19 protein-coding genes are annotated in these 24872 nt (G+C 59.2%); 6 read left to right on the top strand and 13 right to left on the bottom strand.

Annotation, left to right across the window (positions count from 1 at the left end; genetic code table 11):
* Entirely contained in the window at positions 1–480 is a 480-nt protein-coding gene (locus tag ABIB18_RS21250; protein WP_031377072.1) for a YjiG family protein, read from the bottom strand.
* Positions 467–1138 (bottom strand): nucleoside recognition domain-containing protein, encoded by a 672-nt coding sequence (locus ABIB18_RS21245; protein WP_031377071.1) that lies wholly within the window; start codon positions 1136–1138, stop codon positions 467–469. The genes ABIB18_RS21250 and ABIB18_RS21245 overlap by 14 nt, the downstream gene beginning before the upstream one ends.
* Before the next feature lie 490 nt (positions 1139–1628).
* Here ABIB18_RS21245 and ftnA point away from each other — a divergent pair, with 490 nt between their 5' ends.
* Complete coding sequence (gene ftnA, locus ABIB18_RS21240) at positions 1629–2135, top strand: non-heme ferritin (protein WP_089561944.1); 507 nt, start codon at positions 1629–1631, stop codon at positions 2133–2135.
* Positions 2136–2201: 66 nt separating this feature from the next.
* On the opposite strand, the gene ABIB18_RS21235 is transcribed toward ftnA, so the two are convergent.
* Both ABIB18_RS21235 and ABIB18_RS21230 read right to left on the bottom strand, forming a co-directional pair.
* Positions 2202–4565 carry a glycoside hydrolase family 31 protein gene (locus ABIB18_RS21235; protein ID WP_354475601.1) on the bottom strand — a complete coding sequence of 788 codons (2364 nt, stop codon included), beginning with the start codon at positions 4563–4565 and terminating at the stop codon, positions 2202–2204.
* A 10-nt stretch (positions 4566–4575) separates the two neighbouring features.
* The gene (locus ABIB18_RS21230) at positions 4576–5886 is read right to left on the bottom strand and encodes an MFS transporter (protein ID WP_031377068.1); all 1311 of its coding nucleotides are present in this window, start codon (positions 5884–5886) and stop codon (positions 4576–4578) included.
* A 223-nt stretch (positions 5887–6109) separates the two neighbouring features.
* Here ABIB18_RS21230 and ABIB18_RS21225 point away from each other — a divergent pair, with 223 nt between their 5' ends.
* Positions 6110–7174 carry a LacI family DNA-binding transcriptional regulator gene (locus ABIB18_RS21225; RefSeq protein WP_031377067.1) on the top strand — a complete coding sequence of 355 codons (1065 nt, stop codon included), beginning with the start codon at positions 6110–6112 and terminating at the stop codon, positions 7172–7174.
* Here the strand turns inward: ABIB18_RS21225 and ABIB18_RS21220 are convergent.
* The 6 genes from ABIB18_RS21220 to ABIB18_RS21195 form a co-directional block, all read right to left on the bottom strand.
* Positions 7171–10020 carry a bifunctional diguanylate cyclase/phosphodiesterase gene (locus ABIB18_RS21220; RefSeq protein WP_031377066.1) on the bottom strand — a complete coding sequence of 950 codons (2850 nt, stop codon included), beginning with the start codon at positions 10018–10020 and terminating at the stop codon, positions 7171–7173. The two genes, ABIB18_RS21225 and ABIB18_RS21220, sit on opposite strands and share 4 nt — an antisense overlap.
* A 204-nt stretch (positions 10021–10224) precedes the next feature.
* The gene (locus tag ABIB18_RS21215) at positions 10225–11313 is read right to left on the bottom strand and encodes an MBL fold metallo-hydrolase (protein WP_354475598.1); all 1089 of its coding nucleotides are present in this window, start codon (positions 11311–11313) and stop codon (positions 10225–10227) included.
* Entirely contained in the window at positions 11301–13040 is a 1740-nt protein-coding gene (locus ABIB18_RS21210; protein WP_159222749.1) for an ABC transporter permease, read from the bottom strand. Before ABIB18_RS21210 ends, ABIB18_RS21215 begins: the two co-directional genes overlap by 13 nt.
* 2 nt (positions 13041–13042) lie before the next feature.
* Positions 13043–14044, bottom strand: coding sequence for an ABC transporter substrate-binding protein (locus ABIB18_RS21205; protein WP_354475596.1), 1002 nt, complete (start codon positions 14042–14044; stop codon positions 13043–13045).
* 15 nt (positions 14045–14059) lie between these two features.
* Positions 14060–15127, bottom strand: coding sequence for an ABC transporter ATP-binding protein (locus ABIB18_RS21200; RefSeq protein ID WP_046289244.1), 1068 nt, complete (start codon positions 15125–15127; stop codon positions 14060–14062).
* 138 nt (positions 15128–15265) lie between these two features.
* Positions 15266–15868 carry a cupin domain-containing protein gene (locus ABIB18_RS21195; protein ID WP_354475594.1) on the bottom strand — a complete coding sequence of 201 codons (603 nt, stop codon included), beginning with the start codon at positions 15866–15868 and terminating at the stop codon, positions 15266–15268.
* Positions 15869–16172: 304 nt separating this feature from the next.
* On the opposite strand from ABIB18_RS21195, the gene ABIB18_RS21190 reads away from it, so the two are divergent.
* Complete coding sequence (locus tag ABIB18_RS21190) at positions 16173–16655, top strand: YlaC family protein (protein ID WP_031377795.1); 483 nt, start codon at positions 16173–16175, stop codon at positions 16653–16655.
* Here ABIB18_RS21190 and ABIB18_RS21185 read toward each other — a convergent pair.
* The 3 genes from ABIB18_RS21185 to ABIB18_RS21175 form a co-directional block, all read right to left on the bottom strand.
* Positions 16634–18046, bottom strand: coding sequence for an aminotransferase-like domain-containing protein (locus tag ABIB18_RS21185; protein WP_031377794.1), 1413 nt, complete (start codon positions 18044–18046; stop codon positions 16634–16636). The genes ABIB18_RS21190 and ABIB18_RS21185 overlap by 22 nt on opposite strands.
* A gap of 89 nt (positions 18047–18135) precedes the next feature.
* On the bottom strand, positions 18136–20271 hold the full coding sequence (locus tag ABIB18_RS21180; protein ID WP_354475591.1) for a putative bifunctional diguanylate cyclase/phosphodiesterase: 2136 nt from the start codon (positions 20269–20271) through the stop codon (positions 18136–18138).
* A 151-nt stretch (positions 20272–20422) separates the two neighbouring features.
* Positions 20423–22501 (bottom strand): putative bifunctional diguanylate cyclase/phosphodiesterase, encoded by a 2079-nt coding sequence (locus tag ABIB18_RS21175; RefSeq protein WP_354475589.1) that lies wholly within the window; start codon positions 22499–22501, stop codon positions 20423–20425.
* A gap of 530 nt (positions 22502–23031) precedes the next feature.
* On the opposite strand from ABIB18_RS21175, the gene ABIB18_RS21170 reads away from it, so the two are divergent.
* The 3 genes from ABIB18_RS21170 (at position 23032) to ABIB18_RS21160 (ending at position 24865) form a co-directional block, all read left to right on the top strand.
* Entirely contained in the window at positions 23032–23601 is a 570-nt protein-coding gene (locus ABIB18_RS21170; RefSeq protein WP_031377793.1) for a spore coat protein U domain-containing protein, read from the top strand.
* 97 nt (positions 23602–23698) lie between these two features.
* Positions 23699–24139: a Csu type fimbrial protein gene (locus ABIB18_RS21165; RefSeq protein ID WP_354475612.1), complete on the top strand. Its 441-nt coding sequence runs from the start codon at positions 23699–23701 to the stop codon at positions 24137–24139.
* Positions 24140–24166: 27 nt separating this feature from the next.
* Positions 24167–24865, top strand: a complete 699-nt coding sequence (locus tag ABIB18_RS21160) for a fimbrial biogenesis chaperone (protein ID WP_354475586.1) — start codon at positions 24167–24169, stop codon at positions 24863–24865.
* Positions 24866–24872: the final 7 nt, after the last annotated feature.

Genomic DNA, 24872 nt, shown 5'->3' with positions numbered 1-24872 from the left:
TCACTCCTGAATAAACAGACGCATAACAAACATCGCGATCAGCGCATTGATGATGCTCACCAGCATCAGCAGCGGCCAGTATTTTTTTGGCACATCGGCCACGCCCAGCAGCCGTCCCATATATTGCAGTTGCGATCCCATCAGAAAGATCGCTGGCGCCAGTACGGTCACATCAGCGCCGGTCAGCAGCCCTTTGGTCAGCAGGCTGACCGCCACACCGGTCCCGGCAGACGAGGAGAGCCAGGCAGTCAGCAGCACGGTAATTGCTTCGCCCGGCAAGCCGAATACGCCCATCACCGGTGCAAACAGCTGGCCGAGAAACTGCATAATACCGAGCAGATTGAGCACTTCCGCCAGCACATACGCCATCACCACATTGGGCATCAGATTATGAATGGCAATATGAAAGCCTTTACGCGCGCCGGTGACAAACACATCAAACGGGTTATTACTGACGCTGACGACTTTATTGGTTTCCATCGCTGAAATCCTTTTTATAAACACTGTTTAACACGAAGCGGGTAATCGCCGCACCGACAAATTTCAGCACCAGCATTAAAATCAGCGGGATGATGATTGGCAGCGTCATTGAGGCAAACAGCGCCGAACCGATAGCAAAATAGTTGTTGATTAAACCGGCGCCGGAATATTGCCAGGCGCTCATTACCACCACCTCTTTTTTACCGATCTGCCTCTGGTCATACATCTCTTTGGTTAACGCCGCACCCGCATCGGTACTTTGCAGGTCGGTAATTAATGCCAGCCCGCAGCGTCCCGGCAGCCCCATTAAGGGTTTCAGTAACGGCGTCAGCAGCCGGTGCGCCGCGCGTATCGCCCCGTAGTGGGTGAAGATTTCCAGTACGCCGAGCGCCAGCATCACGGTCGGCGTAAGGGATAACGCAAACAGGAAGCCTGCTTTGGCGCTGAGTCCGCCAGCCCCCAGAAAGGTGTTGCTGGCAGGATCTTTCATGGTGCCAAAACTGCCGCCCAGCGTGGTGAAGTCAAATGCCCCCAGCCATTTCAGCCCATCAACCTGATAAAACAGCCCGGAGAAAAACAGAATGGCAAAAATTAACGCCACATAGCTGCCTTTTCCGGCACTGACCTTTTCCGCCTTAACCACACTCTGTTCCGACATTATTTTCTCCCGATAAGGCTGACCCGCCGGCGGTTTCGCGGCGCGGTAAGTTTCAATATATGGAACTAAGTTCTAAGCAGGATTTATGCCAGAGCGGCCAGCAGACTGATTATTTATCGCCATCGCCAGCCTGACGGAGCAATATTCGGTGCGCACGGGCTGAAATTAATTAGCAGGTGAGGGATAACCAGCAAAATAATATTTGCCGGCTGAAATCAGATTGCTGGAATTTAAATCAACGGAAAACAGCCTGCACCAGCATGATTCAGTCAGACCGTCCGGTTTCGCACTATAATGGTGCCAGTGGGTGAAGCCATAAGGTTGATGAAAAATGAGAATCCGTCGCATTCAATTTGTGAAATAATTCTATTTAAATCAACCAGATAAATTAGCCTGTTTTGCCGAAAAGGCTTCACATTGCTAACATGTTTGATGCATAATTCATCGCCTCTCACCTGTTTATTTAACATATTCTTATAAGGACTCGGCCATGCTGACTGCTGAAATGACTGGGCGTCTGAACGACCAGCTGAACCTGGAATTTTTCTCCGCTAATCTTTATCTGCAAATGAGTGCCTGGTGCAGCGACAAAGGATTTGAAGGCGCCGCCTCATTCCTGAAAATGCACTCACGTGAAGAGATGGAACACATGCAGCGCCTGTTCGATTATCTGAGCGACACTGGCGCGATGCCGGTGCTGGGCACCATTGCCGCGCCGCCGGTCTCTTTCACCTCACTGAATGAAATCCTGCAGCAGGCGCTGGAGCACGAGCAGCTGATCACCACCAAAATCAACGAGCTGGTGCATGCGGCGATGACCTCACAGGACTACCCGACCTTCAATTTCCTGCAGTGGTACGTGGCTGAGCAGCACGAAGAAGAGAAGCTGTTCAAAACCGTGCTGGATAAACTGGCAATGGTGAGCAACAGCGGTAACGGTCTGTTCCTGGTCGATAAAGATCTTGGCCGGATGAGCACCGAAAACCACTCCGCGTAATACTATCGGCCCGGTAAATGGGCCGACCTTTTTCTGCTGCGCCGGTGTTTCCACCGGCTGCGCTGTTTAGTCCAGCCGGTAAACGTCTGCTGGCTCGCCGTTAACCCACAGCGGCCGGGTTTCACCCGCGGGCAGTCGCAGGCTGATTTCACGCCATGCTGGCTGGTAATCACCGCGTTTTTCAATCGTCAAATCGATCCGCGTGGCGCTGCTGCTCAGCGTCCAGTTCAGCCACAGCGCATTTCCCTGTTGCCAGCCATAACTCTCACCGTCATCGTCGAAAACCTCTCCGTGCGATACCCCATCAGCGGGCGCCGGCCATAACTGCCACTGACGGACCGTATCCCGCTGCGCATCGGTGGTGCTTTCACACTCGCCCAGCGGAATCACCGCCCCGGCACGAACCAGCAACGGCAGCCGATCGAGCGGCGCATCCAGCGTGATCTGCTGACCACCGACAAACCACTGGCCGCTGTGCCAGTCATACCAACCCTGGCCGTTATGCGGCAGATAAACTTCACGCTGCCGCGCGCCCTGCTCAACCACGCTGGCGACCAGCAGATCGCGTCCCAGCATAAAGTCATCATTCTCCTGCCAGCTGCGCGGGTCCTGTTCATGATCGAGAAAGGTCGGACGCAGCATCGGCTCATCCTGCTCACTGGCCTGCCACGCCAGGGTATAGAGATACGGCATCAGGCGATAGCGCAGCCGGATCGCCTCGCGGATCATTGGCGTCACCTCCGGATACATCCAGGGTTCGTTGACCGTGTGATCGTCATTCCAGGAGTGAATGGTAAAGCGCGGATGCATCACGCCATTCTGTACCCAACGCACAAACAGCTCGGCATCGGGCTTGTCGCCAGAAAAACCGCCGACGTCATGGCCGACGTTGTACAGTCCGGAGAGGCTCATTCCCAGCCCCATGCGGATGTTGTAGCGCAGGGTTTGCCAGCTGGTCCGGTTGTCGCCGCTCCAGGTTTGCACATAGCGCTGCATCCCGGCACAGCCGGATCGCGATATCAGGTAGGGCCGTTTGTCGGGCGCAAACTGCTGCTGCGCTTCCATTGAGGCACGCATCATCAGCAACGGCATCACCGGCCGGATATGCTTGATGGCGATCGGCTGACCGAAGCCGTGGCAGCGTGCTTCACCATCCCACACCTCATACTCATTGTTGTCGTTCCAGGTGGCATCAATGCCCTTTTCCAGCAGCTGACGGGTGACATTCTCCTGCCACCAGCGCACCGCCTGCGGATGGGTAAAGTCGAGGTGCGACCCTTCATCGTCCCAGAACACCGAACGCTCGGGACGGTCCTGTTCGGAATCACGAATAAACAGCCCCTGCGCGGCCACTTCCTGATAGCGCGGATGATCCTGCAACAGACAGGGTTTGATATTGGCCGCCAGCTTCATGCCGGCACGATGAAACGCCTCGCTCAGCGCATTGGGGTCAGGGACTTTGTCGTAGTTCCAGTTGAAGACGTAACGCTTATTGTTAATCGAGGTATAGCCCGACGACAGCTGGAACGAGTCGCAGGGAATTTCATGCTCACGGCACAGGCGAATAAACGATTGCAGCTGCTGTTGCGCGTCGGGCGCATCGGTGTAGTGCATGGTCGAACCGCTGTAGCCGAGGCTCCATTTCGGCTGAAACAGCGTGCGGCCAGTCAGTCGCACAAAGGCTTTAGTGACCTGCAGCAGCGTCGGCCCCAGCATCATGTAGTAATCAAGATCGCCAGCCTCGGCGCGATAACGGCGATAAGGCAGATGGTAGTTATCCAGTTCGTTACCGAGGTCGAGCCAGCTGCTGCTGAGATTGTCATAAAACAGGCCGAAACTGACGCCGTCGCGCTGCGTCAGGGTAAACGGGATATGTTTGTAGAGCGGATCGGTGCTGGCGGCGTTGTAGCCCATCGCATCCAGATTACGCATCTCGAAGCGACGGTTGGCGCGATTCAGATCGCCGCTCTTTTCACCCAGGCCATAAACCCGATCCTGCGGCTGACGGCGCTGATAGTGTTCGACGCCGTCGCCGTGGACGTTCAGCAAATAGGCACCGGTATGACGGTCAGCCGCCAGCGGTTGCCAGTTTGTACCATCGAACTGCTCCCAGCTCAGGCAGAGCGGCTGATGTACCGTGACCCGCAGCCGTCCGGTGCCGATCTGTACCTGCTGCGCATCATGCACCAGCGTAAAGCCGGGCAGCGCAAAACCGTCCAGCGCTTCACGATCGCGGCCCTGCCACGGCACATCCTGACCGGGCGCAATGCTCCAGGTGCGGTTCAGCGCCAGCTGGCCGTCGCGCTTCAGCAGCACCCGCATCAGTCCCTCTTCGAGCACATAGATGCGCAGAAAATGACGATCCTCCACCTTCAGCTCAACGAAATGCGCAGCCTGCTGATGCAGTGTCCAGTTCTTCAGGGTTTTCATCGGGATATCCTTAATGGTTTACCGGGCGCTGGCGGCGTTCGGCGATCAACATCACCAGGAAAACCGCGCCAATCAGGTCAAAAAAGCCCATCGCCACAAACAGCGGATTGAAGCCGATGGTATCGGCGGTGACACCGATAATCAGCGAGAAAATAAAGCTGGCGATCCACGCGCAGGAGCCGCGCATACCGTTAACCGTCGCCATCTGGCGGCGATCAAAGCGCTCCACCACCAGCGCGCTCAGCATGCAGGAGATCACCTGGTGACCGAAGCCGCCGACTGAAATCAGCGCAATCGCCAGCCAGGGATCGTCAACCAGCGTCATCAGCGCCAGCGAGACCATCAGCAGCGCGCCGGTGACGGAACTGGCGACGATTGAATTGACCCGGGTCAGGCCGAACCAGCGCACATAAAGTTTGGTCAGATAGCCGCTGGCGACGCTGCCGAGATCGGCGGCGAGGAACGGCAGCCAGGCGAACATCACAATCTGTTTCAGATCCATGCCGCGTTCGTTCGCCAGATAGAGCGGCACCCAGAAACTCAGCACCGCCCAGGCCGGTTCCGCCAGGAAGGCCGGAATGGCGATACCGTAAAATTTCTTCTCTTTGCCGATCACTTTTAACGCGGTAAAGAACGGCAGCTTCTCACCCACCGCTTCGTTATCCTGATTAATAAAGGCGCGCTCTTCATCGGAAAGACGCGGATGGCGGTCGGGTGCGTGATAGCCCCACCACCACAGCCCGACCCACAGCAGACCCAGCCCGCCGGTCAGCAGAAACGCGCCCTGCCAGCCAAAAGAGATGTGGGCAAGGTAGATGATCGGCGGGGCCAGCATCGCGCCGACCGAGAAGCCAACACCTGCCCAGCCGGCGGCCACCGGACGTTCTTGTTTCGGGAACCAGTCACCAATCGCTTTGGCATTGGCCGGTGTCGCGGCCGCTTCTGACGCGCCCATCACGAAACGCAACAGCGCCAGATGCAGCCAGCTGCCGGCACCCGCATGCAGCAGACAGGTCACCGACCAGATCAGCGCACAAATCAGGAACCCCATCTTCAGGCCAATCACATCGATCAGCCAGCCGCAGACCGGCTGGAACAGGGTGTAGGCCAGCTGGAATCCCGCCACTACCCACGAATACTGTTCGGTACTCATGTTGAGGCTGTTTTTTAACTCCGGTGCCAGGATACCGAGCGAGTTGCGGGTGATGTAGTTAACCGTCACCCCCAGCAGAAACATCCCCAGCATCCACCAGCGTAAATTTTTAATCACGCGCACCGTGCGCGAGGCGCTGATCGGCTTGGTTGTTGAATCGAGGCTCATAGTGCCACTCCTGATATGCATTGATGACTCACACCGCTGGCAGGCGTACCGCGTGTCTGTGCAACGACGTTAGAAAAGTGTGAAACGTGGGTACAGCCTCTTTTTTGCAACTCTTTTCATGGCAGGCTAACGCCAGCGCAAAAAGTGTGGTCAATCGCTTATCTGACGCGATTCAGCACGCTATGAAAAATTTTTCATCAGCAGATTTGAAGGCGATCACAGAATGAAACAAAGGCTGAAAGTGAGTGAAATTGCGGCGTTAAGTGGCGTCTCGATCAGCACCGTATCGCGGGTGCTGGCGGGCAAAGCGAATACCCGCCCCGCCACCCGTGACAAGGTGCTGGCCATTGCTCAGCAGCAGGGCGTGCTGGACAACCTGCACAGTGGTCGCCTGCTGCTGAATAATCTGATGGTGTTTGCGCCGCCACGCGCGTTTGACGTGCGCAGCGACATTTTCTACTACAAGGTGATTCAGGGTATCAGTCAGGCGGTGGAACCGCATGAGGTCAGGCTGCGCTACTGCGCGCTGGAGGAGATTGAGAGTGATGCGGCGCTGTTTATCGATAAGATGCAGCAGACCGAGGCCGCACTGCTGATCGGCATTGATGATGAGCATATCCACCAGCTGGCGGCAGAGATGAACAAGCCCTGCGTGCTGATTAACGCCCGGGATCGCCGGATGCGTTTACCTTCGGTCTCGCCGCATCATCAGCTGATTGGTGAATTTTCGGCGCGCTACCTGTTTGAGCAGGGACACCGGCAGATTCTGTCGCTGCACTGCCTGCGCCGTTACACCATGGAGCAGCGGTTGCAGGGCGTGCGCGACGCCTGGCACGCAATGAATCTGCGTTTTGACAGCCGTCAGCATCTGCTGACCCTCAACAGCTTCAGCAGCAATGAAGCGGCGGAACGGCTGAGTGAATATCTGCGCCACTGCCCTGAAGCGCTGCGCCCGACGGCGATTCTGGCCAGCGGTGACTACATCGCGGCCGGTGCGGTCAGCGCGCTGGAGCAGGCCGGACTGCGGGTGCCGCAGGATATTTCGGTGATGAGCATGGATGGCTTTAATCTGGCCGCCATCCACGATATTCCGCTGACCTCAGTCCAGGTGCCGCGTGATGAACTGGGCGCGGCGGCCGTCAGAATGCTGCAGGAACTGCGGCTGCATCCGGGCGCACCGCCCGGCACGCTGCTGCTGAATGGCAAACTGGTGGTGCGCGATTCGGTGCGCCGCATCCGCGATAATCTCAGCCATGCGCCGGTCCAGCAGCATGGCCTGTATGATTAATCCAGCGTTTTCAGCCGCAGCTCCGAGGGCTGCGGACGTCCGAACAGGAAGCCCTGGAACAGCGTACAGCCCTCATCACGCAGCTTAGCGAACTGTTCGTTGCTCTCCACGCCTTCTGCGGTGATCTGAATGTCCAGGCTGCGGCTCATGCCGGTAATCGCCCGGATAATCGCCAGCGCCTCGCGGCTGTCACCCATATCATTAATGAACGACTTATCAATTTTGATCTTATCGAACGGGAAGGATCGCAGATAACTCAGTGAAGAGTAGCCGGTGCCGAAATCATCCAGCGCAATCTGAACCCCCAGCGCCTTGAGGTTTTGCAGGGTACGGATATTGCCGAGCGAGTCATCCAGCAATACCGACTCGGTGATCTCCACTTCCAGCCGGGCCGGGTCGAGCCCCGATTCCGTCAGCGCGCCTTCCACCACGGAGACCAGCGAGCTGTTTTTGAACTGCAGCGGTGACAGGTTAACCGACACCGACTGCACCCCTTCCCAGCTTGATGCTTCACGGCAGGCTTCATACAAGGCGAAAGCCCCCAGCATGTGGATCAGCCCGGTCTCTTCCGCGATCGGTATAAAGTCGTTCGGCATGATCAGCCCGCGGATCGGATGATGCCAGCGCATCAGCGCTTCATAGCCAATGATGGTTTTGTTGTCGCCGTTGGTGATCGGCTGATAGTAGAGCTTGAGGTGCCCACCGCTGATCGCATCGCGCAAATCATTCTCAATCACGCGCCGGCTGCGCGCCACGTCATCCATCGCCAGGGTGAAATGCTCGAAGCGATTACGGCCATTGCGTTTGGCTTCATACAGCGCCATATCGGCGCAGCGCAGCAGCTGTTCCGGCGTATTGGTGATGGTGGTGCTGAGCGCGATGCCGACGCTCAGTCCGACCGACAGGTTATGACCTTCAATATTAACCGGCGGCCGAATCGCCTCGATCAGGCGCTGCGCCACGATGCTGGCTTCCTCGCTGCTGGTCACTGAAGGCAGCACAATGGCAAACTCATCGCCGCCAATGCGCGCCAGCGTATCCTGATCGCGCAGGGTACTACGCAGACGTTTTGCCACCGAGCGTAACAGCTCATCGCCAATCTGGTGGCCCAGCGCGTCATTGACGTTCTTGAAGTTATCCAGGTCGAGGCAGAGTGCCGCCGTCTGACGCTCAGTCTGGCTGGCGGTGCGCAACGCCTCGCTCAGACGCTGGCGAAACAGGATGCGGTTGGGCAGGCTGGTAAGATTGTCATGGTGCGCCATATGGTGAATGCGGGCGTCGGCGGCACGCTGATCGGTGACATCTTCAACAATCAGCATCAGGTAATTACGTCGCGCATCCTGGCCATTGATCGCGGTCGCGCGGGTATGCAGAATGCGTTCGCCGCTGGCGGTCATCAGCAGTTGCTCACGCTGATGGATGCCTTCACTGCGCAGCGCCACATCGGCAAGGTTGTTGAAATAGTCGCTCAGCTCGGGCGACATACACTCGTGTGGCCGTTTGTTGACGATCAGCGATTTCGACAGGCCAAACAGCTGCTGCGAACGATCGTTGACCAGCAGGATCTCACGGGTGATCGCATCTTCGACGATCACGCAGGAGGGAATATTGGCGATGATGTTGTCGAGGAACTTCGACAACGCGGTTTTCTGCGCACTCTGCGCCTCAGCCAGATCGCGGGCGCGCAGCACCTGCTGCTCCTGTTCACGTCGTTCGGTGCGATCGCGGGTGATTTTAGCAAAGCCCACCAGCTTGCCGTCATCATCGTGGATCGCGTCGATCACCACATGCGCCCAGAACGCGCTGCCATCTTTGCGGTAACGCCAGCCCTCATCTTCAAAGCGACCGGTCTTCAGTGCAATACCGAGGTTGGCTTCCGGCGTGCGGTTCAGCCGTTCCTGCGCGCTGTAGAACAGGGAGAAATGCTGGCCGACGATCTCGTCCGCCTTGTAGCCTTTGGCGCGCTGGGCACCGGCATTCCAGTTCACCACCCGCCCCTCAATATCCAGCATATAGATAGCGTAATCGGTTACGCCTTCGACCAGCAGGCGGAAACGCTGCTCCTGGTCACGCTGCAGGTTACGGATGCGCTGCTGCTCGCTGCAGTCGCGGGTGATTTTGGCGTAGCCGATCAGTTTGCCCTGATCGTCGCGGATCGCATCGATCACCACGTGCGCCCAGAACGCGCTGCCATCTTTGCGATAGCGCCAGCCCTCATCTTCGAAACGGCCGGTGCGATAAGCGGTTTGCAGGTTCTGAGCCGGCAGATGATTGAGCCGATCCTGCGCGCTGTAGAAGCGCGAGAAGTGCTGGCCGACAATCTCTTCGGCAACGTAGCCTTTGGCGCGCTGGGCACCGGCATTCCAGTTCACTACGTTGCCGTCGTGATCGAGCATATAGATAGCGTAATCGGTGACGCCTTCGACCAGCAGGCGAAAGCGCGCCTCCTGCTCACGTTCTTTGCGCTGATGCTCCTGCTGCCGGGTACAGTCGCGGATGATTTGGGCGTATCCCACCAGCTGACCGGCATCGCTGCGCATCGGATTGATCACTTCATGCGCCCAGAACGCGCTGCCATCTTTGCGATAGCGCCAGCCTTCGGTTTCATACTGTCCGGCGGTGGCGGCGAGATCCAGTCCGCGCTGCGGCAGGCCCCGGCGACGATCCTCTTCGCTGTAAAGCAGGATGACGCTGCGGCCGATAATTTCGTCTGCCGTATAGCCCAGAGTGCGCTGGCCTCCGGGGTTCCAGCTGGCGACGGTGCCGTCCGGTTTTAGCATAGTGATGGCGTAATCCATCACGCTTTGTACCAGCATGCGATAGATGACATCAGCGTTATTATCCATTGTTTTTAGCCTGCTGCTGTGTAGCCGGATAGTGGCTTAGGAATGTTCTTAATAATGTGCGCAGACTACAGCCGAAATGGGCCGGGATCACAAGCGCAATAAGAAGAATCACCAAACTTAGTAGGAGGTTTATCGGCAGCAGCGGGTAAATATTCAATCGTGCCGCCGCGTCAGCCAGAGGAGAGACGCGGCAATGGCGATGCGTCAGGCGACGCTTTCCCAGCGCGAGCAGAGCGAATAATGAGGCTGCCAGCAGAGCGTTGCCGGACTTTGTCTTATCAGCTGCTGACACTGTTCCGGCGCGACGAACGCCGCGATCACTTGCCGGGCGGCCGTCTGTCTGATCAGCGTCAGCTGGTCGTCGAGCGGTGGATGGACGTTCCACGGCAACCAGCGTGCCGTACCGGTTTGCAGCATCTCAAAGGCACGGGTTCCGGCGGAGACGTGGCTGCTGAAGATCAGGCGAAACCCGGCTTGCTGGCTGAGCTGCGCCGCCAGGCCACTGTCGGCGACCGCATCCGCCGCGACGATTACCGCGTCCGGTCGCCAGCAGTCCGGGGTGGCGACGCGCAGCAATCTGGCCAGTGCCAGCGTGGCGGCAACCGGCAGGCTGTTGAGCGCCAGCAGCTGCGCCACCTCTTCCCGCACCTGCGGGCACATCACCACCGGCAGCCCGCGCGCGCTGAGCTGCAACGCCATCTCCGGTCCGCGTCCGTGCAGCGGCGCCGTGACCACCGCGCCCGAGCGTGCTGCCAGCGCCAGCGCGTCGACCTGCTGCGCCAGCCGTTGGGTGCGGTCGCCATAGGAGCCATCGGTGATCAGCAGCCGGGCGCGCGGCGGGCAATCAAACGGCAACAGCAGCGATTCGCGGCTCCAGTCGCCCATATAGGTGATGCCACCTGCTATCGGCAGATGAAACCAGATCGATCCCGGCGAATGCCCGCTGCGTCCGGTAAACAAATTCAACGGCCCCAGCGCGCACTGGCCACGCAGCGGCAGGATGCGTCGCGCCTCAGGCGGTACGCCGCACTCGCCCAGCTGCTGCCAGGTGATGTCACTGGCATAGACCGGCGGTGAACCAATCCCGGCCCAGCTATCCAGCGCGGCCGCATGATCAACGTGGGAATGGGTCAGGCAGAGCGCATCAACCTGGCCGATGGCGGCGACGTCGGGCCGGACGCCAGGCTCCGGCCCGGCGCCCAAATCCCACAGCAGCCGGTAGCCCTCGACCTCCAGCAGGAAAGCGGCCGGCAGTTTACCGCCGACGCCGCTGATTACCGTCAGGCTTGCCATGGCAGCACCCCCTGCGGCAGACGGCGCGTCAGCCGGCTGGCCAGCAACATTAAGCCCAGCACCACGCCAATCATCAGGCAGCCAACCGCCGCCGCCAGCGGTGCCGATCCGCCTTCATCAAGGAAGATAATGGTCGGGCCAAGCGTCTGGGTTTGCGCAGTCACCAGCAGCACCGAAACCTGTATTTCATTCAGCGCAGTGAGGAACACCAGCAGCGCACCAGCCAGCACCGAGGGTGCCGCCAGCGGCAACAGAATATCAGTCATCCGCCGCATCAGCCCCGCCCCGCACAGGCGCGCCGCCTCATCCAGTGAGGGTTCGATTTGCGCGAATCCGGCCAGCGTCGGCCTGAGCACCAGCGCCAGGAAATTGGCCAGATAGGCCGCGAGAATGATCCACACCGTGCCGTAGAGGGAAACCCCCAGCAGCGGCAGCGGCCGCAGGAAAAACAGCATCGCCGCCACGCCAGTGACAATGCCGGGCAGTGCATAGGTCAGCTCACTGGCGAACCCCAGCCCGCGCACCAGTCGGCTGCGACGCCAGCTGAGAAAGAACGCCAGAAACAGCGCCATAACGCTGAGCACTATCGCGCTGAGGCCGGTGAGCCACAGGCTGGTCACGAACGCCTGGCGGATCGCCGGATAGCCCCACAGCGCCTGCTGAAAATTCTCCAGCGTCAGGGTTTGCCAATTCAGCGCCTGACCAAAACCGCGGGTTAAGGCGGTGACCAGCAAGGCGCTGAGCGGCAGCAGCAGAGTGATCACCATCCACAGCCAGGCAAGGATTTCACCCGGCAGCCGGGCGCGCCGCAGCGGCTGGTGCCAGGGACGCGGCGAGCCGCTGACCCGCACGTCACGCCGTCCTCCAAGCCAGTTGCTGATCAGCATGCCGGCAAGCGTAATCAGCGCAATCAGCATCGAATAGACCGCCGTATTGGGCAGCGCCCCCGGCCCGAGCGTATTGAGTTGCTGATAAACCAGCGTAATCAGCGTCGGCACCCGCGCCGGAATCCCCAGCATCGCCTGAATGCCGAAGTTACCAACGGCGGCGACAAACGCCAGCGCCGCCCCGGCGAAGATTGCGGGTCGTGCCAGCGGCAGGATCACCGTGAACAGAATTTGCCAGGGCGATGCACCGCTGATGCGCGCCGCCTCCACCAGCTCAGCGGGCAAACGGCGCAGCCCGGCACGCACCGTCAGAAACACCAGCGGCGCATTGTGCAGGCCCAGCAGCAGCACCATGCCGGTTGCCGAATAGAGCGGCTGTTCGCCAGCAGCCAGCCAGGTTCCCCCCAGCGCGCTGACCAGCGCGGCCAGCCAGCTTCCCGGTGCCAGCGCCTGTATCCAGGCCAGCGCGGTCACCTGCGGCGGGATCATCAGCGGCAGGATAAAGGCGAATACCCAGGCCGCTTTGGCGCGCAGATCGGTCAGCGCCACCAGCCACGCCGCCACCGTTCCCAGCAGCAGCGCCAGCAGGGTTGCGCTGATGCCGATCGCCAGCGTATTCAGCGTGGCGCTGAGCACGCGCTGGCTGACCAGCAATCTCAGCAGGCGATGGCTGTCCACCACGCCATCGGGTGCCAGCGCGGTGACGATCAGCCGGGCAAACGGCGCCACCGACAGCAGGCCGATCGCCAGCACCAGCAGTGCCAGTACCAGCGGTTCCGCCCGCCATCTGCCGCGCCTGGCGGCCAGGCTGCTACGCCATTCATTGCCCAGCACGCTCATCGTCAGCCACCAAACAGTTCGGTAAAGGTTTCGCGTACCGCAGCGTCATCGGCCACCGCTTTCGCCACGTCCGGCGTCAGCAGTTTGATCTGATCAATTGGCGCAAAACCTTCAGGAGCCGCCACGCGCGAATCGATCGGCCGGTTGCCCTGCTTCGCCACCAGCTGCTGACCCGCTTCCGACAGCATAAAGGTAACAAACGCTTTGGCGGCCGGCAGGTTATGCACTGACTTCATGATCGCCACCGGTTCGGTGACGTAGGAAACGCCCTCCTGCGGATAGACCAGATCGATCGGCGAGCCCTGTTTTCTGGCGCGGATAATATCAGCGTCGGTGATCATGCCATACTTATCCATGCCGCTGGCGACCGCCTTCAGCGCCGGTCCGTTGCCGCCCTGCGGCGCGATGCCGATGGCGGCCAGCTGCTGATAGAATTCCCAGCCAATGGACGGCGTATTGATGTCAGTGTGCAGCTTGTACAGCGCCGCGCCGGAGTAGAGTGGACTCGGCACCGCAATCTGACCTTTGTTTTCCGCCACTGCCAGCGCTTTCCAGCTCGTGACCGGTTTGGCGCGCTGGGTGTTATAAGCGATTACCGTGGCGATAATCTTGGTGCCAAAGAAGGTTTTATCCGCATCGTAATAGGCGGGATTAAGCTGGCTGACCGGCGCATCCTGCCAGGCATAAAGCTGGCCCTCTTTCTTGAGCGCGCCAAGATTGATCGCGTCGGCCACCAGCAGCACATCAGGTTTGACCTGGTCGCTCATCATCTCGGTGTGCAACACGTTCATCAGCTGGGTGGTGCCGTTGCGGGTCCACTCCACCTCCACTGTCGGGTAAGCGGCCTTAAACGCGTCGATGGTCTGTTGCGCAATTTCAGGTGCCTGAGAGGTGTAGATCACCAGCTTGCCGCCGGGCGCGTCCGCCGCCAGCGACAGAGAGGAGGCCGTGAGGCCCGATAACAACAACAGCGCGTGAAACGAGGTGCGAAAAGCCCTTTTCATGGTGTCTGAAACCCTTTATGCAGGAAGAATCCAGCCGTCATCGACGGCGACGCCGACGGTGTCATCCACCGCCAGTAATGCAGCATCGTTAAGCGTCAGCGACAGGCTGACATCCGGTTGATTGAGTGGGCGCAGATTGAGCTGATGGTAACCGCCGCGGAAGATAATCCGCTCGACGCGGGCGGCAAACTGACGTTCATCGCTATCCGCCAGGCGGAAACTGACGTTGTGGAAGCTGGCTTTGCCGTGCGGTAGCGGACGCTGCTGAGGCGAGCAGCGCAGCAATACCCGCAGCCCGCACAGCGTGGCGGTCGCCTTGCCTGGATCGAGCGGTTCAATATCGCTGACCGGCAGTACCCGTCCTTCATCAATAAAGGTGGCGACCATCTCGTTAGCCGGTTCGCGCCACAGGGTCTGCGGCGTGGCGAACTGCATCACTTTGCCGTGATCGAGCACCACGATGCGATCGGCTAAGGCCATCGCTTCGCGTTGATCGTGGGTGATATAGAGTAAGGTGGCGCCACTGTGACGATGGAAGCGGCGGAACTCCTCTTCCATGGTGGCGCGCAGGTGGACATCCAGATTGGCCAGCGGCTCATCCAGCAGCACCAGCGTAGGCCGCGCGACCAGGCAGCGGGCCAGTGCCACGCGCTGACGCTGGCCGCCAGAGAGATCGGCCGGCCGGCGAGCAGCGAAGCGCTCCAGCCCGACCAGCGTCAGCGCCTGAGTGGTGCGCAACTCGCGTTCGGCGCGTGCCACGCCGTTGACCTTCAGGCTGTAGGCGACGTTTTCCGCCACCGTCATGTGCGGCCATAAAGCGTAGTTCTGAAACACCACGCCGAGATTGCGCGCTTCCGGTGGCAGATGCAGTCCGTCAGCCGCGACCCGCCGCTCACCGATGCTGATTTCACCGCTGTCGAGGGTTTCAAAACCCGCCAGCAGCCGCAGCAGCGTGGTTTTGCCACAGCCCGACGGTCCCAGAACGGCAACAAACTCGCCCTGGTGAATCTGTAACGAAATCGCGTCCAGTACCGGCTGCGCCCCGAATGCTTTGTGCAGTCCGGTTAACGAAATTGCCGCCATCTCATTCTGCCCCTGCCGTTAACGTTGTGGGCAAAACGCTACGACAGTTTGATGACAGCCCGGTGACAGCCTGGCTTCAGAGTGGCGACAGCCGATCGGGCGGCTACGCCCTGGCAGGCACTCGCCGCCGTTTCTGGCTTATTGCTGTGCGGTCAGTGCGGCAATCGGCTGCCAGATATCGGTCATGGCACCCTCTTTGCCGGTAAACGGGTCCTGATGCGGCAGCGGAACGTTTTTGACCTGCGCCTGCGACATTTTCAGCTTAGCGGGTTCGTCACGTAGCGTTTCCGGTGACATGCCCTGCGGATAAGCGCCGACGACCAGAAAATCTTCGCTGGCGCTGACCTGCCTGTGGCCGACGCCCGCCGGGATCAGTACCGCATCACCGGCGCGCAGCGTCACCATCCGGCCGCTGTCGCCGCCAAACAGCACTTCCGCCCAGCCCGCCGCCACACCCAGCAGTTCGTGGGTATTCGGGTGATAATGGGTATAGGGAAAGATCGGATAGCGCCAGGCTGGCGGCCAGCCGTGTTGTCCGAAGGTGGTTTCAAACCACGCAGCGATATCCTCTGCTTCATCCGGCGCCACGCGCGGCCAGATAATCAGGGGTAACGGGTTATTTGGCACGCCGCCCGACGGGCTGGCGAGCATCAGGTGCTGGGGATTGTCAGAAGCCCCGGCAGAGAAAGTGCCCGCGGCGAACGACATCAGCAACATCAGACTGGAGGATTGAACAGTCATACAGGTTCTCCGGTTTTTTTCTAAGTGTGGCAAAGCCCGGCCACAATGCAATGTGCGCCAGCCAGCACAATTAACATAATTAACTGATATTGCTAACTAAAGCCAAATGTGTCGTTAACAATGTTGCGATGCCATAGCGCAGCGGTTGAGGATGGTGGTTATCACTGCACGAAATTGTTGCAAAATGTCAGGCGGCGGGCGCAGTGATGAGGGCAACTGTTATATAAAAAGTGCACAAATCTGTTTCTGATATTCTTGACTGTTATCTGTTCTAATCGCTAACAGATGACAGTGAGGTAAAAAAATGGAAGCCATTAAACAAATCCTGATCGACGAGATCGCCACGCTCAACCGCGAAGAACGTCGCGACAATCGGCCGCGCTTTAGCCTCTCATTTCTGAAAAACCATCCCGGCCTGTGGGCGGTGATGTACCTGTGCTACGGTCTGTGCGTCGCGCTGATCTTCACGACTGAAATGCTCGGCTGGCCAGCCTTCTGGTTTGCCACCGCGTTCGTGCTGGTGATGAGCTTTTTAATGCTGCTGGATATCAACCCTAAATACCGTTTCGAAGATATTGATGCGCTCGATCTGCGCGTCTGCTACAACGGCGAATGGTATTACGTCCAGCCGGTTCCCGAGCAGGCGGTGTCACGTATCCTGTCGCTGCCGGAGACGCCAGAGCGGGTTAAAAGCGGTATCCAGCGCCTGCTGACGCAAAAAGGCGAAGTCGATTTTTATGATGTCTACTACCTGACCTGGGGACATCAGGAAGCGGCGCGCGTCTGACCCTGCGCCATCAGCTTACCCAGCGTTTCAATTGCCGCCTCGGCCCGCGTATCCCACGGCCAGGCGGTATTGAGTCGAAAGCAGTGACTGAACTGCTCCCCCGCCGAAAATAACTGCCCCGGTGCAATACTGATCCCCTGCGCCAGCGCCTGCTGATACAACTGCGTGGTGTTGATGTTGTCCGGCAGCGTTACCCACAGGAAATAGCCACCGCGCGCTTCGCTCAGCGTCGCCTGCGGCGGCAGCACTTTCAGCAATGCCTGACGCACCATCTGCTGGCGCTTCGCCAGAATCTGTCGCAGCCGTTTCAGGTGGGTGTCGTAACGTCGGGTGGCGAGAAAATCGGCCAGCGCCAGCTGCATCGGCGCGCTGGTTGACAGGGTGCTCATCAGTTGCAGACGCTGAATACGCTGCGCATGCTGGCCGGCCGCTACCCAGCCAACGCGGAATCCGGCCACCAGCGACTTTGAGAATGAGCCACAGTGCAGCACGTGACCCTGCCGATCCCAGGCTTTAGCGGGCAGCGGTGGCGTGTCGCCTGACCAGAGTTCAGCATAAACATCATCCTCAATCATCGGCACCTGGTAACGCGCCAGCAGCGCCACCAGCTGCTGCTTACGCTCGGCTGATAAGGTGACGCCCAGCGGGTTGTGTAGCGTTGTCATCAGCCAGCACGCTTTGACCGGCCAGCGCTGCAGCGCCTCTTCCAGCTGCACCAGATCGATACCGTTCTGGGCATCAACCGGAATCGCCAGCGCCTTGAGCTTCAGCCGCTCAATCGCCTGTAATGCGCCATAAAAGCTCGGCTGCTCAATCACCACATAATCGCCCGGCTCGGTTAACGACTGCAGGCTGAGATTAAGCGCCTCCAGCGCGCCGCTGGTAATGACGATCTCATCCGGCGACAGGGTAATGCCCTGACGCGCATAGCGTTGCGCCAGCAGCTGCCGCAGAGTGGCATTGCCGGGCGGCAGATTGTGCAGCGCATCGGTTGGCGTCAGCTGATGGGAGACGTTTGCCAGCGAGCGCATCAACTGGCGTTGCGGAAACAGTGCGGGATCGGGAAAGGCGGAACCAAAGGGAACGATGGCCGGATCGCGGGTCGCCTGCAGCACATCAAACACAAAGTCGTTGATATCGACCTGCTCGCTGATGGTGACGCTGAGCGGTGCCGGTGCTAAGGCACGCGGCGCGACGTAGTAGCCAGACTGCGGCCGGGAGACGATCCAGCCCTGACTCTCCAGCAGCTCGTAGGCGTGCAGCACCGTCATCAGGCTAAGCCCCTGCTGCGCAACCTGCTGGCGCAACGAGGGTAAACGGGTGCCCGGCAACCAGATGCCTGCCTCTATCTGCTGCTGAATTTCATCCATCAATCGCTGGTATTTCGCCACGGGTCGCCTCTCCTTTTTCACCCGCGAGACTTTACCATGCACGACGGCTAATGACAGGCCGGGCTTGCCACTTATCTTGCCAGCAGGGGTCAGGCTGGCGAAACCTGTGCCGCTAACGGCGGTTCACCAGGCTTCAGCGCCGCGCTGATGTCCACTTTTTCATCGCCGACAAAATTAGCCAGTTCGTTGACCCGGTCAGGCGGGATCGGTTTACCCAGCAGATAGCCCTGCAGGGTGTTACAACCGAGGCTGGTCAGAAAAGCCTGCTGCTCAGGCGTTTCCACCCCTTCGGCCACCACTTTGAGCTGCAGCGACTGCGCCAGCGCCACTATCGCCGAGACGATGGTGGCATCTTCGCTGTGATGCTGCAGTTCATTGACGAATGCCCGATCGATCTTCAGCTCGCTGGCCGGTAAACGTTTCAGATAAAGCAGGCTGGAATAGCCGGTGCCAAAATCATCAATCGAGGCTTTCACGCCAAGCTTAGTCAGCTCGGTCAGGATACGAACGCTCTCATCTGGATCGCGCATAGCGGTGGTTTCGGTCACCTCCAGCGTCAGCAGCTCGGGTGGGATCTCATGCTGCGCCAGCGCCCGGGTGACGGTCTCCACCAGGTTGCTCTGTTCAAACTGCAGCGCCGAGAGATTCACCGCCACCGACCAGTGCGGATGGCCCTGCAGGTGCCACTGTCGCAGCTGGCGGCAGGCTTCGTTGATCACCCAGTTGCCGATGCCGACGATCATCCCGGTTTTCTCCGCCATCGGTAAAAACTGGTCCGGCGTCAGCAGACCGCGCTGCGGATGCTGCCAGCGCAGCAGCGCCTCAAAACCGAGGATCGGCCCGCGTGGCGCACAATATTTAGGTTGATAGAACAGGCGCAGCTCGTTGTTATCCAGCGCCTGCCAGAGATCGTTATTGAGCTGTAGCTGGCTCTGCGCCAGCAGGTTCATCGACGGCTGGAAAAAGGTGTAGCCGTTACGTCCGTTGTTTTTGGTGTGGTACATCGCTGCATCGGCGTTGAACATCAGTTCACGCTCATCCTCGCCGTCGCCCGGATAGACCGCAATCCCGATACTGAGCGACACCACCAGTTCATAACGCGAAATATCAAACGGACGATCGACCGCTTTCACCAGCTTATCGGCGACCGCAGCCGCATCATTAGGATCGTCAATCTCAATCAGCAGCACAAACTCATCGCCGCCCAGCCGCGCCAGCGTGTAGTAGCCGGTCATTTGCTGGCTCATCCGCTCGGTGACGCCAATCAGCAGATTGTCGCCAATATGGTGACCAAAGGCGTCGTTAACCGCCTTAAAGCCATCCAGATCCATGAACATCAGCGCAAACTGGGTCTGCTCCCGGTTCGCCTTGTTGATCGCCTGCTCCAGCCGGTCCTCCAGCAGAATGCGGTTCGGCAGGCGCGTCAGGTTATCGTGCAGCGCCAGCTGGGCCAGTTCACGGTTCGCCTCGGCCAGCGAACTGGCCAGAATCGAGGTGCGCGCCTGCATGCGGGCATCCAGCATCGACACCAGCAGCGTGATGCCGAGGATTGAGATGGTAACCACCGTGACCAGAATCGCCAGCCAGTTGCTGTTGACGCCGTGGGTGGTCGGGTGGCTGTGCAGCGGAAACTCTGCCGCCATCATGCCGGTGTAGTGCATGCCGGCGATAGCCGCGCCCATCACCACCGAGGCACCGATACGCAACAGCGTCACCCGGCCGGTCTGGCCTTCGCGCAGGTTAAAAGCCAGCCACAGCGCCGCGCCGGAAGCCGCCAGCGCGATGATCACCGACACGGCGATCCAGCGCCAGTTCCAGACGATACCCGGTGAGAACATCAACGCAGCCATGCCGGTATAGTGCATGGCGACCACGCCGCTGCCGAGGATCAGCGCGCCACCCGCCAGCCGCCGTAACGGCAAATCGCCGTTGCACACCAGCCACAGCGCAAAGATGGAGGCGCAGACCGCGATGCCGGCTGAAAACGCGGTGAGTCCGGCGTTGTAGCTCATCACCATTTCCATGTTCATCGACAGCATGCCGATGAAATGCATCGCCCAGATGCCGATCCCCATGGCAAAACCGCCGCCGAACAGCCACACCAGCGCCACCTTGCCGGTTGAATGCACCACCCGTCCCGCCATATCTAACGCGGTAAACGAAGCCAGCATCGCAACAAGAATCGAAACGATGACGATAAAAGAGTCGTATGAGGTCACTAACATAGTGCATTCCCGAGAAAAGCCGTGCCAGCAGCTGGGTGGTGTGAGTAAGGATCAGGGATTGTCTTGTTGTACAGGTTATCGGCAATATCTGCGGGATAATTAACCTGTCACGATACATGTTTCCAATGTGTTCAAGCGTTAAAACCTATCGTCAGACGCCGGTCAGCTGGGGCACCGGCGTCGGCAGGCTGAATTCGCCGACCCGATCGGCTGGCGTCGGCCTGCCCAGCAAATATCCCTGCAGCGCGTCAAAACCGAGGCCGGTCAGCAACCGCTGCTGTTCCTCCGTCTCGACCCCTTCTGCCACCATCCGCAGATTCAGGCTCTGAGCCAGCGTCAGCATCGCGGTCACTACCGTGGCATCCTCGCTGTCGGGTCGCAGACAGTTGATAAAGCTGCGGTCAATTTTCAGCTCACTGGCATCCAGATGTTTCAGATGCAGCAGATTAGCGTAGCCGATACCAAAGTTATCGATCGCCACACTGACGCCAGCCTGCTGCAACTCACCAATACGCTGCTGGCTGAAGAGCGGATCGCGCATGGCGATGGCCTCGGTAATTTCCAGCATCAGCGCGCCCGCCGGCAGCTGATGGCGCGCCAGCGTTTGGCTGAGGGTCGTCAGCAGATCGCGCTGATGAAACTGTAAGGCTGACAGATTCACCGAGACGGTCCAGTCGCTGTGTCCCTGATTATGCCAGATCTTCAGCTGGCGACAGGCTTCATTAATCACCCAGTTACCGAGCGCAACAATCTGGCCGGTCTTTTCCGCCCGCGGCAAAAACAGGTCCGGCATCAGCAAGCCGCGCACCGGATGCTGCCAGCGCAGCAGCGCTTCAAAGCCCATCAGCAGGCGGCCGCTGGAGCGAAATTTAGGCTGATAGAACAGCCGCATCTCCTGGCGTTCGATCGCTTTCCACAGATCGTTCGCCAGCTCAAGCTGATGCTGGGTTGCGGCACTCATCGCCGGTTCAAACAGGCACCAGCCGTTGCGCCCGTTATATTTGGTGTGGTACATCGCCGAGTCGGCATTCAACAGCAGCTCCTGCCTGTTTCGGCCATGCAGCGGGAAGATAGCAATGCCGGCGCTGAGCGACACGTGCAGCGAGTAGCGATCAAGTTCAAAGGCGACATCAATCACCCGCACCAGCTGTTGCGCCAGCTGGCTGGCGGCGCTGATATCGTAACCCTCGGCCATCAGCACAAACTCGTCGCCGCCGAGGCGTACCAGCAGTATCGCCTCGCTGAGCTGATTGCGCAGCCGTTCCGCCACGGCAATCAGCAACCGATCGCCGACGTGATGTCCCCAGGTATCGTTGACCGCCTTGAAGCCGTCGAGATCCATGTACATCACCGCAAAGCGGCTGTCAGTCAGCGTGGCCTGCTTGATCGCCAGATCCAGCTGCTGCTCCAGCATCACCCGGTTGGGCAGCGCCGTCAGGTTGTCATGCATCGCCAGCTGGCGCAGCTCCTGATTGGCCCGGTTGAGCCTGGCGGTCAGCCGCGCGGCGCGCAGTTGTGCATCCAGCATGGAACTCAGCAGGGTGACGCCAAGAATGATGAGCGTAATAATGGTGACCCACACCGCCAGCCCCTGAGTGCTGACTCCGTTATGCTGCATTACGCTGACGTGGCTGAACTCCGCCGCGGCCATGCCGACATAGTGCATCCCGGCGATGGCAATCCCCATCACCAGCGACGCCAGCCCGCGCATAATCAGCAGGTTGTATTCTCCCTGGCGCAGATGAAACGCCAGCCACAGCGCGACGCCTGACGCGACAAAGGCAATCAGCATCGACAGCGCCACCAGCGGCCGGTTCCACTCAGGCTGCGGCGAGATCAGCAACGCATACATGCCCAGGTAGTGCATCACCACCACGCCCGCGCCGAGGATCAGGCAGCCGCGCAGCAGACGACGCCGGGTCAGGTCGGCGCCACCGACCGTCTGACCAAACGCCAGCATCGACGCCAGAATCGCCACCAGCAGCGAGACAATAGTCAGCCGGACGTCGTAACGCAGGGTCATCGGCATCATCATCGCCAGCATGCCAATGAAGTGCATCGCCCAGACGCCAATGCCCATCGCGGTACCGCTCACCAGCAGCCAGAGCCGGGCGATCCAGCCATGGGAAACCGCCACCCGCCCCGCCGTGTCCAGCGCAGTGAAAGAGGCAATAAACGCGACGATTAGCGAAACGCAGACCAGAACGCTATCCCACGAGACCAGTAGCATGTGTAACTCCTCACCACCCGCCGGTGAACGGGCGCTGTGTAAAGCCTGAAAAAACACTCTGAAAACACCCGCGGGTGAAAGTTATTTAGCGCCAGGGTTGATGTTGTCCTGCCGTCCTGGCAACCCGCTATCTGTGCAGGGTGACTTTTATCGCTGGCCGCTGCTGAGCAGTAAAACGTTATTTTGTCTGATTGGTGCAAGAACATATCACCGAAGCAGAAAGGACGATAGAGGGGAAGAAAATTATGATTTTCGCTTTCCTGTCTCCCTGTAATGCCTTGCCGTTACTGGGTTATCGGCGCTTCAGGCAATTTGATTAATGAAAAATAGCCGGACGTAATTAGCGTGACGCTTTAACTGTTCTATAGTAAATAAAACTGATATAAATCATTTAGCTTAAGTCCAGGATATTTCTCAGGACTCCGGCATTACTTACATCGTTGTGATTATTTTCTCTATTTTTGGGTTGAACCGTTAAATTAACACCGGGTGAAAAAGCACTGACTCTGGATAATCGGTAAGGAATGATTATGAAATTCAAGCTTTTTCTTTTGGCCGCTGCGGGCATCTCCACAGCACTTCCGTCATTAACGCTGGCGGCGACCACCTCGGGAACCATCAACGCGACGCTGACGCTGACCACCGGTTGTCTGGTCAACGGTCAGTCAGCCACCGCCGGGGTTAATTTCGGTACCTTAAACTTCGGTAGCAGTGCGGCAACCTTCGATACCCTCAACGCCACGCTGGTCGGCGCGGCGGGTAACGGTATTTTTGTCCGTTGTACCACCGGTCAGGACTATAACGTGGTGGTCACCAGCAGTAATACTGCGCCCGCCACCGTCTATGGTACGGCCTCCACTTCACCGCGCTATCTGGTTCTGGGCTCAGATAACGCTCAGGGAATCGCCTATACGCTGTATAGCGATGCCTCATTTACCACGGCGATTGCCAATAACACGCCGATTGCGGCCAGCGGCACTACCGATCCGACCTTAGGCACTAACTATGCCATTTACGGTCGGGTCATCGGCGGCGGTTTCAATCCGCTGATCCCGGCTGGCACCTACACCGATACCATCAACGTCGCCGTGAACTATTAACTGCATTCACGGGTGAATGTGGGTGGCTGTCACGCGGTCCTGCCTGACAATTGCACGCGGTCTGTCCCTGCTGATATGGAGTGTTAGCGCCTAGAGTCTGCCGACCAGCACTTTCCAGGTAACCGCTTCGATTGTGGCAGGCTGCGTGATATCCGGTACCAATACCGGCGTTTTTGGCACGCTCAATTTTGGCTCCCAGTCGGGAGTGTCAACCAGCATTGTCAGCGCCAGCTATGTGCAAAGCACTACCCTCAACCTCGCCTGCACGCCGGGCACCACGCTGAGCATGAGCATTAACCAGGGCAACAATTACACCACGACGCGCAACCTGAAACTGCCGAACTTCAGCAATACCGTTCCCTATACGCTCTACAGCAACGCCAGCCGCACCACGGTCATTCCGGTGAATCAGGCGGTGCCGCTGAGCTACAGCAATGCCAATAACATTACGCTGCCGATTTATGGCCAGCTAAAACTGCCGGGTACCGCGCGCGCCGGCGTCTATACCGACACCCTGACCGTCACCCTGAGCTGGTGAGGCGAGATTAACAACAAGGAAACGACGATGAAGTCACTGCGCGCCCTGATATTACTGATCGGCACCACATTGTTGCCGCCAGCCTTTGCCGCCAACTCAGTGATGATCTGGCCGATCGATCCGGCCATCAACCCGACGGAGAAGGCTAGCGAGCTGTGGCTGGAGAATCGCGGCAACACCACCACCATGATGCAGGTTCGGGTCTTCAGCTGGCAGCAGGTCAATGGCCAGGAGCAGTACCAGACGCAGCAGCAGGTGGTTGCCAGTCCACCGATGGTACGGATGGAGCCCGGCCAGAAGCAGTTAGTCCGGCTGATCAAGCAGACCCCACCGGCTGCCGGTCATGAACTGGCCTATCGGGTGGTGCTGGATGAGATCCCGACGCCACGCCAGCCGGGTGAAAACCAGGCCGGCCTGACCTTCCAGATGCGCTATTCGGTGCCGCTGTTTGTCTATGGCGACGGCCTGAACACCGACAGCGCCCGCCCCGATCTCAGCTGGCAGACGCTCAGCGAAGGCGGCAAACGCTGGTTACAGCTAACCAACCGCGGCAACGGGCATGCCCGCCTCAGTAACGTCACCGTCGGTGGCCGCAAGCTGGGCGAAGGCTTATACGGTTACGTGCTGGCTAACAGCACCTATCGCTGGCCGCTGAACGCGGCGGTAAGCGGTGAACTGGTGGCAGAGGTGAATAAGAATTCGTGGCGCAGCGCTGCCCTAAAGTAAGCGCCAG

The organism is Pantoea sp. UYEF8, assembly GCF_040546285.1.
Taxonomy (GTDB): domain Bacteria; phylum Pseudomonadota; class Gammaproteobacteria; order Enterobacterales; family Enterobacteriaceae; genus Pantoea; species Pantoea brenneri.
Note: the sequence above shows the minus strand (reverse complement) of the source record. Positions and strands in the feature narration are given on the sequence as shown.